Source organism: Methylobacterium oxalidis (assembly GCF_007992195.1).
Taxonomy (GTDB): Bacteria; Pseudomonadota; Alphaproteobacteria; order Rhizobiales; family Beijerinckiaceae; genus Methylobacterium; species Methylobacterium oxalidis.
Window position 1 is genome coordinate 49,250 of sequence record NZ_BJZU01000049.1, and the last position, 14,239, is coordinate 63,488.

Sequence of the window (14,239 nt, forward strand, 5' to 3'; positions counted from 1 at the left end):
GCGGCCCGGCCGGCCCCGACGGAGGCGGCGATGCGAGACGGGCTCGGCGAGCGCGGGGACTGGCGGCCATGAGGCCCGAACTCATCGTGGCGGGTGCGCCGCTCGCCGCCGCGCTCCTCGCCGCGGCGCTCGCGGCGGCGACCGGATTCGACCAGAACGCCGCCCTGCCGCCGGCGCTCCAGGCCCGCTTCTACGGCTTCTTCCTCGACAAATACCCGCTCTTCGCCTTCGCGATCGTCTACGCGCTGGCGCGCATCCTCGCAGTCGCCCTCGGGCCGGGCTCCGCCTCGGTTCCGCGCCGCATCCTCGGTGCGATCCTCGGCGCCGCCCTCGTTCTCGGTGTCAGCCTGCACCCGACCTTCGGCGGATTCGTGCTGCGTGCCGGCTTCGCCACCGGCGGCATCGGCTTCCTGAACCAGCTTCCCTACTGGCTCGCCTACGCGCTGGGCACCGCCGCCGCCGCCTTCCTGTTCGGGGGCGTGCTCGGCCTGTCGGTGATCGTCACGAATCGCGGCACCCGCCCGCGCGAGGGTTGGGGCCGCGTGATCCGCACCGCTCTCGTGGGCGCCGGCCTTCGCTTCCTCGCCCTCTGGCTCGGCTTCGCCGTGCTGGGGCTCGCCCGCGAGGCCGGGATCGGGCTGTGGCCGCGGCGGCCACTGAGCATACCGCAGTTCGGAATTCTCGCGGGATTGCTGGTCGCCGGCCTTCTCCCGCACAGCGTGATCACCGCCCTGCGCGCACATACTTATTCCCGAAATGCCTTGATCAATCCGGTCCGGTCCCGCTAATCGGTTCGGCAATGGGGAAAACCCACGGCGGCCGCGGGCAGCCGACAAGGAGAGGGAGGATCGCCGTGATCCAAGACATCCGTGCCGAGCGGCCCTGGCTGGCGGCCTACCCGCCGGGCGTGCCCGCCGAGATCGATCTGGACCGGCTCGGCACGCTCGCCGACCTGTTCGAGACCAGCGTGCGCCGCTACGGCGACCGTCCGGCGATCATCAGCTTCGGCAAGGCGGTGACCTATTCCGAGCTCGGCGCCCGCGCCGAGGCGCTCGCCGCCTGGCTGCAGGCGCAGGGGCTCGGCAAGGGCGACCGCGTCGCGATCATGATGCCGAACGTGGCGGCCTATCCGGTCGCGCTGTTCGCGGTGCTCATCGCCGGCTGCACGGCCGTCAACGTGAACCCGCTCTACACGCCCCGCGAGCTGACCGCGCAGCTCAACGACTCGGGCGCCCGCGTCCTGCTGGTGCTGGAGAATTTCGGGCACACGGTCGCCGAGGCGCTGCCGGACCTCGACCTCGAGCGCATCGTGGTGGCGGGTCCGGGCGACGGGCTCGGCCTCAAGGGACGCCTCATCGACATGGCCTCGCGCCACCTGAAGAAGGCGGTCAAGCCGTTCCGGCTGCCGCCGGAGAAGACAACGCGCTTCGAGGCCGCGGTGAAGGCGGGGCGGGGGCTGCGGCGCAAGCCCGTCGCGCTCGCGCCGGAGGATCTCGCCTTCCTGCAGTACACGGGCGGCACCACCGGCATCGCCAAGGCCGCGATGCTGACCCACCGCAACATCATGGCCAATGTCGAGCAGTGCCAGCTCTGGTTCGGCGCCACCGACACGGAGGAGCGGCGCACCATGGTCACGGCGCTGCCGCTCTATCACATCTTCGCGCTGACCTGCTGCTTCTTCTTCTTCATGCGCCTCGGCGGCTGCTGCCTGCTGATCCCGAACCCGCGGGACGCAGACGGTTTCGTGAAGACGCTCGCCAAGAGCAACTTCACGCATTTCTCGGGCGTGAACACGCTCTTCAACCTGCTCAACAACCACCCGAAGATCGGCACGGTGGACTTCTCGCACGTCGACTACGTGGTGGCGGGCGGCATGGCCGTTCAGAAGACGGTGGCGAGCCGCTGGAAGGAGGCGACGGGACAGGCCATCGTGGAGGGCTACGGCCTCTCCGAGACATCGCCGGTGGTCTGCGTGAACCCGCACCGCCTGTCGGAATGGTCCGGCACCATCGGCTTCCCGCTGCCCTCGACGGAGGTGTCGATCCGCGGCGAGGACGGGATGCCGACCCCGCTCGGCGAGCCCGGCGAGATCTGCGTCCGCGGCCCACAGGTGATGAAGGGCTACTGGATGCGGCCCGACGAGACGGCCCGGGCCACCACAGCCGACGGCTTCTTCCGGACGGGCGACGTCGGCGTGATGCTGGCGGACGGGCAGATCCGGATCGTCGACCGGATGAAGGACATGATCATCGTCTCGGGCTTCAACGTCTACCCGAACGAGGTCGAGGACGTGCTGGCGAGCCACCCGGCCGTGCTCGAATGCGCCGTGGTCGGCGCGCCCTCCGCCGAGTCCGGCGAGATGGTCGTCGCGCACGTGGTTCTGCGCGACAGGAGCGCCACGCAGGAGGTGATCCGCTCCCACGCGCGCACGCAGCTCACCCCCTACAAGGTGCCCCGCCGCGTCGTCTTCCACGAGACGCTGCCGAAGACCAACGTCGGCAAGGTGCTGCGGCGCGCCCTGCGCAACACGCCCCCCGACGGGGCCTGAATCATCGCTCCCCGGCCAAACTGTCGCGGGCCTGAAACCTCCGGCCCGCCGTTGACGAAGAAGAGGGTCGCAACAGTTTCGCGCGCCCGGCCGGGGCGCCGAGAGACCGAGGGACGAGCCATGCACATCAAGCGCCGCCGCGGCTGGGAGATCCCGGAGAATCTGGCAACGCCGGAGGCCGTCTTTCTCAGCCGCCGCAGCCTGCTCGGCGGCGCAGCCGGCCTCGCCGCCGCCTCCGCCTTCGGCCGCAGCGCCGCGCAGGCTGAGGACGCGCTCTACCCGGCCAAGCGCAACGAGGCGTACACGCTCGACCGGGCGGTGACGGCCGAGCGCTACAGCGGCGACTACAACAACTTCTACGAGTTCGGCACCTCGAAGACCGTGCTGCCCGCAGCCAATGCCCTGAAGACGAATCCCTGGACCATCAGGATCGACGGCCTCGTCGAGAAGCCGTTCGAGATCGACGTCGAGGATCTCGTGCGGAAGACGGGCCTGGAGGAGCGCCTCTACCGGCACCGCTGCGTCGAGGCGTGGTCGATGGCCGTGGCGTGGACGGGCTTCCCGCTCGCGAAGCTCGTGGCGCTGGCCAAGCCCACCTCGGGCGCGAAGTACGTCCAGTTCCAGACCTTCATGGACAAAGCCGTGGCGCCCGGCCAGCGCCAGTTCTTCTATCCCTGGCCCTACGTCGAGGGGCTGACCATGGCCGAGGCGAACAACGACCTCGCCTTCATGGTCACCGGCATCTACGGCAAGCCGCTGCCGAACCAGTTCGGCGCGCCGATCCGCCTCGCGGTTCCGTGGAAGTACGGCTTCAAGTCCGCGAAGTCGCTCGTGAAGGTGTCCTTCGTGGCCGAGCGCCCGAAGACCTTCTGGGAGGGGCTGCAATCCTCCGAGTACGGATTCTGGGCGAACGTGAACCCGGCCGTTCCGCACCCGCGCTGGAGCCAGGCGAGCGAGCGGGTGCTCGGGACAGACCAGCGCGTGCCGACCCTGATCTACAACGGCTACGGCGAGCAGGTCGCCAGCCTCTACACGGGGCTGGAGAAGGAGCGCCTGTTCGTCTGACGGCGCTCAGTAGGTCCAGCGCTGGGCCTTCGTGACGAGGAAGTCGCGGAAGGCCTGGACGCGGGCGACGGAGCGCATCTCCTCGGCGTAGACGAGGTAGCTCTCCAGGCTCGGCATCTCGCTCTCGCCGAGCACCTGGACGAGGTTCGTGGTGCCGTCCACCGCGTAGTCCGGCAGGATGCCGATCCCGACGCCGGTCTCCATCGCCACCTGCAGGGCGGTGATGTTGTTGACGGTGAAATGGATCGCCCGGCGCTCGCGGCCCTCGCGGCCGATGCTGGCGAGCCAATGGGCCGCCAGCAGGTAGGACGGCTCGTTCCCGCCGAACGAGACGAGCCGGTGCTCGTCGAGATCGTCGAAGGTCTTCGGCTCGCCGAAGCGCTTGATGTAATCCTGGCTCGCGAAGGCGTGGTAGTGCACCGTGAACAGGCGGCGCTGAATCAGGTCCGGCTGGGCCGGGCGCCGCATCCGGATCGCCACGTCGGCTTCGCGCATGGCGAGGTCGAGCTCCTCGTTTGTGAGGATCAGCTCGATCCGGACGTCCGGGTAGAGGTCGAGGAACTCGGACACGCGCTGCGCGAGCCACGCCGTGCCGAGCCCGACCGTGGTGGTGACCTTGAGGTCGCCCGTGGGGCGCTCGCTCGTCTCGACGAGGCGCGCCTTGGTGTTCTCCAGGCGCAGCTTCATGTCCCTGGCGGCGCGGAACAGGAGGTCGCCCTGCTCGGTCAGGATGAGGCCGCGGGCGTGGCGGTGGAACAGGGGCGCCTTCAACTCGCGCTCAAGGGCGCTGATCTGGCGGCTCACCGCCGACTGGCTGAGGCCGATGTCGTCGCCCGCTCGCGTGAAGCTGCCGGCTTCCGCCACGTTGAGGAAGATCCGGATCTTGTCCCAGTCCACCGTCGAACTCCCCGAAGGCGGTCCGACGCAGGAGGCGCTGCTCGCCCCGTGGCCGTCCGCTGGCGCGGGCTTGAGAAACCCGTCGCCGCCCATCCGTGTCCAAGCACTCGCGGCGGCGGATCGATGGTGCACCGGCCGTGGATGCGGGACGGAACGGCATCGGCGCAGACCGACACCCTCAGGATAGGACTTCCCTCTTGCGGTTTGGTTGCACCACAAGGCAAGTCCATTTGCGAAGATTTTGTTGACGGCTCAAGGAAGCGGTGTCGCCTGACGCGAAATCGTTCCTTGGCGGGAGCGTGTGGCAAGGCCCTCCGCGCCCGCCGGGCGGGTTGGCCCGGTACGGGCGCCGCGAATCACTCCGCGGCGGCCTGCTGCGGCGTCTCGCCGACCTCGAGGTTCGCCAGGAACTTCTCGGCCTCCAGCGCCGCCATGCAGCCCATGCCGGCGGCCGTGATCGCCTGCCGGTAGACGTCGTCGGTCACGTCGCCCGCCGCGAAGACGCCGGGGATCTCGGTCTCGGCGGTGCCCGGCTTCACGCTCAGATAGCCGCCGTGGCGCATGGCGAGCTGGCCCTCGAAGATCCCGGTCGCCGGAGAGTGGCCGATGGCGACGAAGACGCCGTCCGTCGGCCGCTCGGTGACGGCTCCGGTGCGGGTATCCTTGAGGCGCACGTGGGTGACGTTCGGGGCCGGGTCGAGCGTGCCGCAGATCTCCTCGATCGCGCTGTTCCAGAGAACCTCGACGTTGGGGTGCTTGAACAGGCGCTCCTGCAGGATGCGCTCGGCGCGGAACGTGTCCCGGCGGTGGACGACCGTGACCTTCCTGGCGAGGTTGGCGAGGTAGAGCGCCTCCTCGACCGCGGTGTTGCCGCCGCCGACGACCACGACCTCCTTGCCGCGGAAGAAGAACCCGTCGCAGGTCGCGCAGGCCGAGACGCCGCCGCCCTGGAACTTCGCCTCGGAGGGGATGCCGAGCCACTTCGCCTGGGCGCCCGTGGCGATGATCAGCGCGTCGCAGGAGTAGGTCTCGCCGGAATCGGCCTCCAGCCGGAACGGCCGCGTCTGCAGGTCGACCTTGGTGATGTATTCCGAGACGATCTTGGTGCCGACATGCTCGGCCTGGAGGCGCATCTGCTCCATCAGCCAGGGGCCCTGGATGGCCTCCGCGAAGCCCGGGTAATTCTCGACGTCGGTGGTGATCATCAGCTGCCCGCCGGGCTGGAAGCCGGAGATGAGCAGCGGCTCGACCATGGCGCGGGCGGCGTAGATCGCGGCCGTGTAGCCGGCGGGCCCCGAACCGATGATCACGAGCTTGGCGTGGGTGTGAGCCATAACGTCTTCGTCTCCTCAGGCCGTCAGCGGCCGGCGAGCCCGTCCCGGCGCGCGGCATAGGCCGCGGCCAGCGCCTGCGCGATCACGGGCGTCGCGTCGATCGGCTTGTACGACAGCGGCTCCAAATGACCCATGAAGGGCTTGAGCGCCCCGGCCATGGCGAGCCCGGCGAACATCCGCCGATGCCGGATATAGGTGCGCGGAAGGTCGAACAGCAGGACCGGCACGCCGGTGCTCACGGCCTCGCTGACCATGTTCGCCGAATCGGAGGTCACCACGACGGCCTCGGCGAGCGCCAGCATCCCCACGTAGGGGTTCCCACAGGTCCCGTCCCAGAAGAAGCCGCCGGTCTCGGCCGCGAGCGCCTGGAGCGCGTCGCGCAGCGCCGGCGGGGTGCGCCGGGACACCGTGACCATCAGGCGGCGCTCGCCGCCCGCGAGCTTGCGCAGGTCCGTCACGAGCCGCTTCATGTCCGCCGCGCGGTAGCTCAGATGCCGGCTGTCCCCGCCGATCAGCACCGCGATCCGCGGGCCGTCGAGAGCGGCGAGGCGCGGGTCGGGCTTGCGGCGCGCGGCGGCGAGGCGCGCGGCGGTGACGAGATGGGGGGCGGTGAGCGTCGTGAAGACGTTGGGGCCCCGCAGGTCGTCGTAGTCCGGCACCCAGATGAAGTCGGCGCTGTCGTGCCCGGTCCGCGGATCCTTCAGGAAGGCCGTGAAGGTCCGCCCCAGCGTGGCGCGGCGCACCGCCCGGAGATAGGGAACCGAGCGGCGGCCCGAGGCGATCAGCAGGTCCGGGAAGGGTCCGGCGAGGGCGCCGCTCGCCCGGCCCGGGCCCTGGCGCGGGTCGATCGGCCCCCACGGCGCCGTCCAGCCGAAGGGGCCGCGGGCGGGCACGCGGCGGATCTCGTAGGCGAGGCCGAGCGTCTCGGCGATGCCGATGCACTGGTTCTCGTCGCCGGCCTTGCCGTCGGTGACGATCCAGGCGCTCAAGCCGGCGAGCGAGGCCGGGGCGGGCAGCGGGGACGGGTCGGGGCTGGCCTGGGCCGCCGCACCGCGCGCCCGTTGAATCCGGTCGATCACGTCGGCCACGTCAGTCCGCGGGAAGCTGGCGACGCAGCCATTCGGAGTAGATGTTGGCCACCGCCGTCACGCGCCGCCGCTCGGAGACGGGGTCGTACCACGGCCCGCCGTAGCTCGACGGCGTCGCCGTGAGCTGCGGATGGCGGCCGAGCACCTCGCCGCCGCGCCCGACGAGAAGGGCCTCGCCGTCGAGATAGTCGGTCTGGTTGCCGCCCCCGAGGCCGCCGCGCCCGCCGCCCTGCGCGCCCGCGTAGGGCGGCAGCGACAGGCCGCGCACGAGCACGACGAGCACCGGCCCGCGTCCGCCCAGGCGTCCGGCGAAGGAGCGCCGCAGCGCCGCGGTCAGGTCGGACCGCAGGGCCTCGGCTTGGAGGCCGTTGCCCTGCGCGATGAGCGGGCGCACGTCGACGCGGACGTCGGCGAAGCGCTCGCCGTTGAGGCGGGGGAAATCGTCGGCCGCGGCGTGGCGGCCGGGCAGCGCGAGCCCGGCGGCGAGCGCGAGGGCGGCCAGGAGCACCGGCCGGGCATGCCGGCCGAGCGCGGCGAGGCGGGGGAGGGGCACGGCGCTCAGCCGCCGTACTGCACGCCGACGACCTCGTAGGACTTGCCGCCGCCCGGCGTCGTCACTTCGACGGTGTCGCCGACGCCCTTGCCGATGAGCGCCCGGGCGATCGGCGAGGTGATGGAGACCCGGCCCGAGCGGACATCCGCCTCCGGCTCGCCCACGATCTGGTAGGTCTTCTCCTCCTCGGTGTCCTCGTCGACGAGCTTCACCGTGGCGCCGAACTTGATCTTGTTGCCGGACAGCTTTGAGACGTCGATGATCTCGGCGCGCGAGATCATGCTCTCGAGCTCCAGCACGCGGCCCTCGTTGTGGGACTGGGCTTCCTTGGCGGCGTGGTACTCGGCGTTCTCCGAGAGGTCGCCCAGCGCCCGCGCCTCCGCGATCGCCTGGATGATCCGCTGCCGCTCGACCTGCTGGCGATGCTTCAGCTCCTCCTCGAGAGCCGCGAAGCCACGCACCGTGATCGGAACCTTGTCCATCGTCATCGTCTCGCGCCACAATGAAGAGGCCCGGCCGGGAGCCGATTTGCTCCCTCCGGGCCAGATGAAGTCAAATCCCGAACCGCTCGCGATCGCGGAAGTGGACTCTCCCGCGCCGCTTCGTGTTCAGGCCGCGAAGTATTCCTGCAAGGCGCGGACCTGGAGATCACCCTCGAGGTAGGCCCTGATCCCTTCGGCCGCCGCCATCGCGCCGGCTAGAGTGGTGTAGTACGGCACTTTATGCAAGAGGGCCGCCCGGCGCAGGGAGCGAGAGTCGGACAGGGCGCCCGCACCCTCGGTGGTGTTCAGCACGAGGTGGATGTCGCCGTTCTTGATGGCGTCGACCACGTGCGGGCGGCCTTCCAGCACCTTGTTGATGCGCTCGGTCGGCACCCCGTTCTCCACGAGGTACTTCTGGGTGCCGCCGGTGGCCAGGATCGCGAAGCCGAGATCCTTCAGGAGGCGCACGGCGGGCAGGATCCGGGCCTTGTCGGCGTCGCGCACCGAAACGAAGACGGTGCCGGTGGTGGGCATCAGCGCGCCGGCCCCGAGCTGGCTCTTGGCGAAGGCCACGCCGAAGCCGCCGTCGAGGCCGATCACCTCGCCCGTCGAGCGCATCTCCGGCCCGAGCAGCACGTCGACGCCGGGGAAGCGGGCGAACGGGAACACCGCTTCCTTCACCGCGATATGGTCGAGGGTCTTCGGCTTCAGGCCGAAGCTCGCCAGCCGCTCGCCGGCCATCACGCGGGCGGCGATTTTGGCGATGGGCTCGCCGATCACCTTCGCGACGAAGGGCACGGTGCGGGAGGCGCGGGGGTTCACCTCCAGCACGTAGATGACGCCGTCCTTGATGGCGTACTGCACGTTCATCAGGCCGCCGACCCGAAGGGCGAGGGCCATCGCCTTGGTCTGGCGCTCCAGCTCGGCGATGATCTCGGGCGAGAGCGAGCGCGGCGGCAGCGAGCAGGCCGAGTCGCCCGAGTGGATGCCCGCCTCCTCGATGTGCTCCATGATCCCGGCGATGAAGACGTCCTCACCGTCGCAGACCGCGTCGACGTCCACTTCGACCGCGTCGGACAGGTAGCGGTCGAACAGGAGCGGGTTCTTGCCCAGCACCGTGTTGATCTGGCCGGTCTTGTCGTTCGGGTAGCGGGCCTTGACCTCGGAGGGGATCAGACTCGGCAGGGTGTCGAGGAGGTAGTCGGCGAACTGGGTCTCGTCGCGGATGATCGCCATGGCGCGGCCGCCGAGCACGTAGCTCGGGCGCACCACGAAGGGCAGGCCGAGATCGGCCGCGACCAGGCGGCTCTGCTCCACCGAGTAGGCGATGCCGTTCTTCGGCTGCTTCAAGCCGAGCTTGTCGAGAAGCCGCTTGAACTGGTCGCGGTCCTCGGCGAGGTCAATCGCGTCGGGCGAGGTGCCGAGGATCGGCACGCCGGCAGCCTCCAGAGCGCGGGCGAGCTTCAGGGGCGTCTGCCCGCCGAACTGCACGATGACGCCGTGGAGGGTTCCCGCCTGCCGCTCGGTCTCGATGATCTCCAGCACGTCCTCGGCCGTCAGCGGCTCGAAGTAGAGCCGGTCCGAGGTGTCGTAGTCGGTGGAGACCGTCTCCGGGTTGCAGTTGACCATGATGGTCTCGAAGCCCGCCTCGGAGAGCGCGAAGCAGGCGTGGCAGCAGCAATAGTCAAACTCGATGCCCTGCCCGATCCGGTTCGGCCCGCCGCCCAGGATGATCACCTTCCTGGCGGAGGTGGGCTGCGCCTCGTCGGCCACCGTGCCGGCGAAGGGCGCCACGTAGGTCGAGTACATGTAGGCGGTCGGCGCCTTGAACTCGGCGGCGCAGGTGTCGATGCGCTTGAAGACGGGGCGCACGTCGAGGGCCCGGCGGCGCTCGCGCACCGTGGCCTCGTCGAGACCCGCGAGCACGGCGAGCCGAGCGTCCGAGAAGCCCGCGGCCTTGAGCTGGCGGAAGGCGCCGGGCGTCGTCGGCAGGCCGTGGGCCTTCACCCGGTTCTCCAGGTCGACGATGGCCTGGAGCTGCTCCAGGAACCAGGGGTCGATCTTGCAGGAGGCGTAGACCTCCTCGTGGCTGACGCCGAGCCGCAGCGCCTGCGCGACCTTGAGGAGGCGGTCTGGCGTCGGCGTGCCGATCGCGGCCTTGATGGCGTTGTGGTCGTCGCCCTTGCCGAGGCCCTCGATCTCGATCTCGTCGAGGCCGGTGAGGCCCGTCTCCAGCGAGCGCAGCGCCTTCTGCAGCGATTCGGCGAAGCAGCGGCCGATCGACATGGCCTCGCCCACCGACTTCATGGCGGTGGTGAGCGTCGGCTCGGCGCCGGGAAACTTCTCGAAGGCGAAGCGGGGGATCTTCGTGACGACATAGTCGATCGTCGGCTCGAACGAGGCCGGCGTCGCGCCGCCGGTGATGTCGTTGGCGATCTCGTCCAGCGTGTAGCCCACCGCCAGCTTGGCCGCGACCTTGGCGATGGGGAAGCCCGTCGCCTTCGAGGCGAGCGCCGAGGAGCGCGACACGCGCGGATTCATCTCGATCACGATCATGCGCCCGTTCTCGGGGTCGATCGCGAACTGCACGTTCGAGCCGCCGGTCTCGACGCCGATCTCGCGAAGCACCGCGAGGGAGGCGTCGCGCATCACCTGATACTCCTTGTCGGTGAGCGTCAGCGCGGGGGCGACGGTGATCGAATCGCCCGTGTGCACACCCATCGGGTCGATGTTCTCGATGGAGCAGACGATGATGCAGTTGTCGTTGCGGTCGCGGACGACCTCCATCTCGTACTCTTTCCAGCCGAGCACGCTCTCCTCGATCAGGACCTCGTTCGTCGGCGAGGCGTCGATGCCGCGCTCCACGATGTCGAGGAACTCCTCGCGGTTGTAGGCGATGCCGCCGCCGGTGCCGCCCATGGTGAAGGACGGGCGGATGATCGCCGGTAGGCCGACCTCGGCGAGCGCCACGAGCGCCTGGCCGAGCGCGTGCTCGGCGTAGCGCTTGCGCCGGTCGCCCTCGCCACCCTGCCACTTCTTCTCGAACTCGGTGAGCGCCGCCCGGCGCGCGGCCGGGTCGGCATTCGCGGCCTCGATGCGGGCGACCTCGGCGAGGTACTTCTCGCGGTCGGCCTTCTTGGCGGCCGACGCGTTGGCGAGCGCCGATTTCGGCGTCTCGAGCCCGATCTTGGTCATCGCGTCGCGGAACAGGTGCCGGTCCTCGGCCTTGTCGATCGCCTCGGCGGTGGCGCCGATCATCTGCACGCCGAACTTCTCGAGAACGCCCATGCGCTGGAGCGAGAGGGCGCAGTTCAGCGCCGTCTGGCCGCCCATGGTCGGCAGGATCGCGTCGGGGCGCTCCTTCTCGATGATCTTGGCGACGATCTCGGGCGTGATCGGCTCGACGTAGGTCGCGTCCGCCATGTCCGGGTCGGTCATGATGGTCGCGGGGTTCGAGTTCACCAGCACGATGCGGTAGCCCTCCTCGCGGAGGGCCTTGCAGGCCTGGGTGCCGGAATAGTCGAACTCGCAAGCCTGTCCGATGATGATCGGACCCGCACCGACGATCAGGATCGAGGAGATATCGGTGCGTTTGGGCATCGTACGCCTTCTTACAGGCACGCGCGCCCGTCCGCGCGCGGCGCCGTGGAAGCGGAGCGGCAACGAGGCGAGCGCAGGCGGCGTGGATTGTCGTTCGGCCCCGCGTTTACACGCAGCCGTCCGCGTTTGAAAGAGCGGGATCGGGATGCGGACGCGCGCCCGGCGCGTCCCTCCGCGCACCCCTCTCGGGTGCGCCCTCCGTCCGCGTCCCGATCGGCCTCAGAGGCCGATGTAGAGGGCGGCGACCGCCCGGTCGATCGAGAGGTAGAACACGCCGAAGGCGACCATGGCGGCGGCGGCGAATTCGAGCGTCAGGTTCGGCAGGGTCTGCGTCCGGCGCATCACCTCGCGGCCGAAATAGACCGTCACCCAGGCGAGCGTGAGCACCGCCGGCATCACGAACAGGAACGACAGGGTGCTCTCGACGCGATCGAGACCGGTCGGGTCGATGAGCGCGCGGATGTTGCGGACCCACGGTGCGTAGAAGGCGGCGTAGAGCGTGGTGAGCCAGGACAGGCCGACCGCGACGCCGAGATGGAAGGTGAAGATGCGATGCAGCCGCGAGAAGTCGTCGCGCGCTTCGTCCAAGGTCATCCGACAGCCCCGATCTGTTGTCCGCACCGCCGACGCTGCCTTGATGCAGCGCCGTTGACGGGCGCGGACGTCGGATGCGGGGCAAACCGGGGTTTTTTATGACGCGCGGGCGATCAGCCGTGCTTCATCTCGGGCTCCGGCTTGTTCTCGCGCATCAGCGTGACGAACCGCTCGAACAGGTAGTGGCTGTCCTTCGGGCCGGGCGAGGCCTCCGGGTGGTGCTGCACCGAGAAGGCGGGTCGGTCGGAGAGCGTCAGGCCGCAATTCGAGCCGTCGAAGAGCGAGACGTGGGTCTCGACCGCGTTGCCGGGCAGGCTTCCCGGATCGACGGCGAAGCCGTGGTTCATGGAGACGATCTCGACCTTGCCGGTGGTCTTGTCCTTCACCGGGTGGTTCGCGCCGTGGTGACCCTGCGCCATCTTCACCGTGCGCCCGCCGAGGGCGAGGCCCATGAGCTGGTGGCCGAGGCAGATGCCGAAGGTCGGCACCCGCTCGTCGAGGAGCTTGCGGATCACGGGGACGGCGTAGGCGCCGGTGGCGGCGGGGTCGCCGGGACCGTTCGACAGGAAGACGCCGTCGGGCTTCAGCGCCAGGATCTCCTCGGCGCTCGTCGTCGCCGGCACCACGGTCACGTCGCAGCCGGCCTCGGTGAGCAGGCGCAGGATGTTGCGCTTCACGCCGTAATCGACCGCCACGACCCGGTAGCCCCGGCCGGGCTCGCGCCGCCCGTAGCCGCCCTTCACCGCCCAGACCGTCTCGGTCCAGGCGGAGGTCTCGCGGCTCGTCACCGGCGGCACGAGGTCGAGCCCCTCCATCGGTGCGAGGGCAGCCGCCTGGGCCTTCAGTGCATCGCGGTCGAACCGGCCCTCGGGGTCGTTGGCGATCACCGCGTTCGGCATCCCGTTGTCCCGGATCCGCGCCGTGAGCGCGCGGGTGTCGACGCCGGTGATGCCCACGATCCCGCGGGCCCGCAGCCACGCGTCGAGATGGCTCGACGAGCGCCAGTTCGAGGGCTGGGTCACCGCCGAGGCGATGACGACGCCGCGCACGCCCGAGGCCGGCGCCGCCTCGAGGCTCTCCAGATCCTCGTCGTTGGTGCCGACATTGCCGATGTGGGGGAAGGTGAAGGTGACGATCTGCCCGGCGTAGGAGGGATCCGTCAGGATCTCCTGGTAGCCCGTCATCGCGGTGTTGAAGCAGACCTCGCCCTCGGCGACGCCGGTCTGGCCGATGCCGAAGCCTTCGAGGACGGTGCCGTCCGCGAGCACGAGGAGAGCGGTCGCCAGGGGCTCCGACCAGGGCTCGGGCGCGGGGCTCGAATGCGCGGGCGCGCCATCGTCTTGCAGCATCGGCGTGATCTCGCTTATGTCCGGCCGACCCGGCGCGGGACCGAGAGGCGGCCCTTCGCGCGTGCGGGTGGTCTTGAAATCCTGGGCGCTCTTAGCGAGCGGCCCGCGTCAGGGTCAATGTGGCCCCGGCGGGCGGCCGGCTCAACCGCCGGAAATCGCAGGCCACCCAACAGATTTTCGAATTGGAGAGACCGATGTCCCTGCGCGAGCGCCTGACCGCGGAGATGAAGGAGGCCATGAAGGCCGGCGAGAAGGCCAAGCTCGCCACGGTGCGGATGATCCAGGCCGCCATCAAGGACCGCGACATCGAGGCCCGCGGCGCCGGCAAGGGCCAGGCGACCGAGGACGAGGTGCTGGCGCTCCTCCAGAAGATGATCAAGCAGCGCAACGAATCGGCCGGCGTCTATGACCAGGGGGGACGCCCCGAGCTCGCCGAGAACGAGCGCAACGAGGCCGCGATCATCGCGGGCTTCCTGCCCCAGCAGATGGACGAGGCCGAGACCAGGGCCGCGATCGAGGCCGCCATCGCCGAGACGGGTGCGGCCGGCCCGAAGGACATGGGCAAGGTGATCGGCGCCCTGAAGGGCAAGTATGCCGGCCGCATGGACTTCTCGAAGGCGAGCGGCTTGGTGAAGGACGCGCTCAACGCCAAGGCGTGAATCACGGGCATGGCGGGCGCCGGCCCGGGACTCGCCCGGCCCGTTCCGGTATGATCGCGGGCCCGTCACC

12 protein-coding genes are annotated in these 14,239 nt (G+C 70.0%); 4 read left to right on the forward strand and 8 right to left on the reverse strand.

The window, feature by feature from the left end; genetic code table 11:
- The first annotated feature begins 68 nt into the window (after positions 1-68).
- The 3 genes from MOX02_RS13065 (at position 69) to msrP (ending at position 3,613) form a co-directional block, all read left to right on the forward strand.
- Positions 69-788 carry a hypothetical protein gene (locus tag MOX02_RS13065; RefSeq protein WP_174804919.1) on the forward strand — a complete coding sequence of 240 codons (720 nt, stop codon included), beginning with the start codon at positions 69-71 and terminating at the stop codon, positions 786-788.
- A gap of 11 nt (positions 789-799) precedes the next feature.
- Positions 800-2,548, forward strand: coding sequence for an AMP-binding protein (locus tag MOX02_RS13070; RefSeq protein ID WP_373866739.1), 1,749 nt, complete (start codon positions 800-802; stop codon positions 2,546-2,548).
- Positions 2,549-2,668: 120 nt separating this feature from the next.
- Complete coding sequence (gene msrP, locus MOX02_RS13075) at positions 2,669-3,613, forward strand: protein-methionine-sulfoxide reductase catalytic subunit MsrP (RefSeq protein WP_147026231.1); 945 nt, start codon at positions 2,669-2,671, stop codon at positions 3,611-3,613.
- Positions 3,614-3,619: 6 nt separating this feature from the next.
- Here msrP and MOX02_RS13080 read toward each other — a convergent pair whose 3' ends face one another.
- From MOX02_RS13080 to carA, 8 genes are all read right to left on the reverse strand, one after another.
- The gene (locus tag MOX02_RS13080; RefSeq protein ID WP_147026232.1) at positions 3,620-4,510 is read right to left on the reverse strand and encodes a LysR family transcriptional regulator; all 891 of its coding nucleotides are present in this window, start codon (positions 4,508-4,510) and stop codon (positions 3,620-3,622) included.
- 356 nt (positions 4,511-4,866) lie between these two features.
- A complete protein-coding gene (gene trxB / locus MOX02_RS13085; protein ID WP_147026233.1) occupies positions 4,867-5,844 on the reverse strand; it encodes a thioredoxin-disulfide reductase in 978 nt (325 codons plus the stop codon).
- A 23-nt stretch (positions 5,845-5,867) separates the two neighbouring features.
- The gene (locus MOX02_RS13090; RefSeq protein WP_238178928.1) at positions 5,868-6,860 is read right to left on the reverse strand and encodes a mitochondrial fission ELM1 family protein; all 993 of its coding nucleotides are present in this window, start codon (positions 6,858-6,860) and stop codon (positions 5,868-5,870) included.
- Between the two features lie 73 nt (positions 6,861-6,933).
- Entirely contained in the window at positions 6,934-7,440 is a 507-nt protein-coding gene (locus tag MOX02_RS13095; protein WP_373866741.1) for a hypothetical protein, read from the reverse strand.
- 50 nt (positions 7,441-7,490) lie between these two features.
- Positions 7,491-7,967: a transcription elongation factor GreA gene (greA, locus tag MOX02_RS13100; RefSeq protein ID WP_174804920.1), complete on the reverse strand. Its 477-nt coding sequence runs from the start codon at positions 7,965-7,967 to the stop codon at positions 7,491-7,493.
- A gap of 126 nt (positions 7,968-8,093) precedes the next feature.
- Positions 8,094-11,567 carry a carbamoyl-phosphate synthase large subunit gene (gene carB, locus MOX02_RS13105; protein WP_147026236.1) on the reverse strand — a complete coding sequence of 1,158 codons (3,474 nt, stop codon included), beginning with the start codon at positions 11,565-11,567 and terminating at the stop codon, positions 8,094-8,096.
- Between the two features lie 219 nt (positions 11,568-11,786).
- On the reverse strand, positions 11,787-12,161 hold the full coding sequence (locus MOX02_RS13110; RefSeq protein WP_147026237.1) for a hypothetical protein: 375 nt from the start codon (positions 12,159-12,161) through the stop codon (positions 11,787-11,789).
- A 113-nt stretch (positions 12,162-12,274) separates the two neighbouring features.
- Positions 12,275-13,510, reverse strand: coding sequence for a glutamine-hydrolyzing carbamoyl-phosphate synthase small subunit (gene carA, locus MOX02_RS13115; RefSeq protein ID WP_147026238.1), 1,236 nt, complete (start codon positions 13,508-13,510; stop codon positions 12,275-12,277).
- 194 nt (positions 13,511-13,704) lie between these two features.
- Here carA and MOX02_RS13120 point away from each other — a divergent pair, with 194 nt between their 5' ends.
- Complete coding sequence (locus tag MOX02_RS13120; RefSeq protein ID WP_147026239.1) at positions 13,705-14,169, forward strand: GatB/YqeY domain-containing protein; 465 nt, start codon at positions 13,705-13,707, stop codon at positions 14,167-14,169.
- Positions 14,170-14,239: the final 70 nt, after the last annotated feature.

Excerpts from the sequence above, each read along its gene's own strand:
- trxB (WP_147026233.1), bottom strand. The coding sequence starts at position 5,844 with ATGGCTCACACCCACGCCAAGCTCGTGATCATCGGTTCGGGGCCCGCC.
- carA (WP_147026238.1), bottom strand. The coding sequence starts at position 13,510 with ATGCTGCAAGACGATGGCGCGCCCGCGCATTCGAGCCCCGCGCCCGAG.
- carB (WP_147026236.1), bottom strand. The coding sequence starts at position 11,567 with ATGCCCAAACGCACCGATATCTCCTCGATCCTGATCGTCGGTGCGGGT.
- MOX02_RS13120 (WP_147026239.1), top strand. The coding sequence starts at position 13,705 with ATGTCCCTGCGCGAGCGCCTGACCGCGGAGATGAAGGAGGCCATGAAG.
- MOX02_RS13110 (WP_147026237.1), bottom strand. The coding sequence starts at position 12,161 with ATGACCTTGGACGAAGCGCGCGACGACTTCTCGCGGCTGCATCGCATC.
- MOX02_RS13065 (WP_174804919.1), top strand. The coding sequence starts at position 69 with ATGAGGCCCGAACTCATCGTGGCGGGTGCGCCGCTCGCCGCCGCGCTC.
- greA (WP_174804920.1), bottom strand. The coding sequence starts at position 7,967 with ATGGACAAGGTTCCGATCACGGTGCGTGGCTTCGCGGCTCTCGAGGAG.
- MOX02_RS13070 (WP_373866739.1), top strand. The coding sequence starts at position 800 with ATGGGGAAAACCCACGGCGGCCGCGGGCAGCCGACAAGGAGAGGGAGG.
- msrP (WP_147026231.1), top strand. The coding sequence starts at position 2,669 with ATGCACATCAAGCGCCGCCGCGGCTGGGAGATCCCGGAGAATCTGGCA.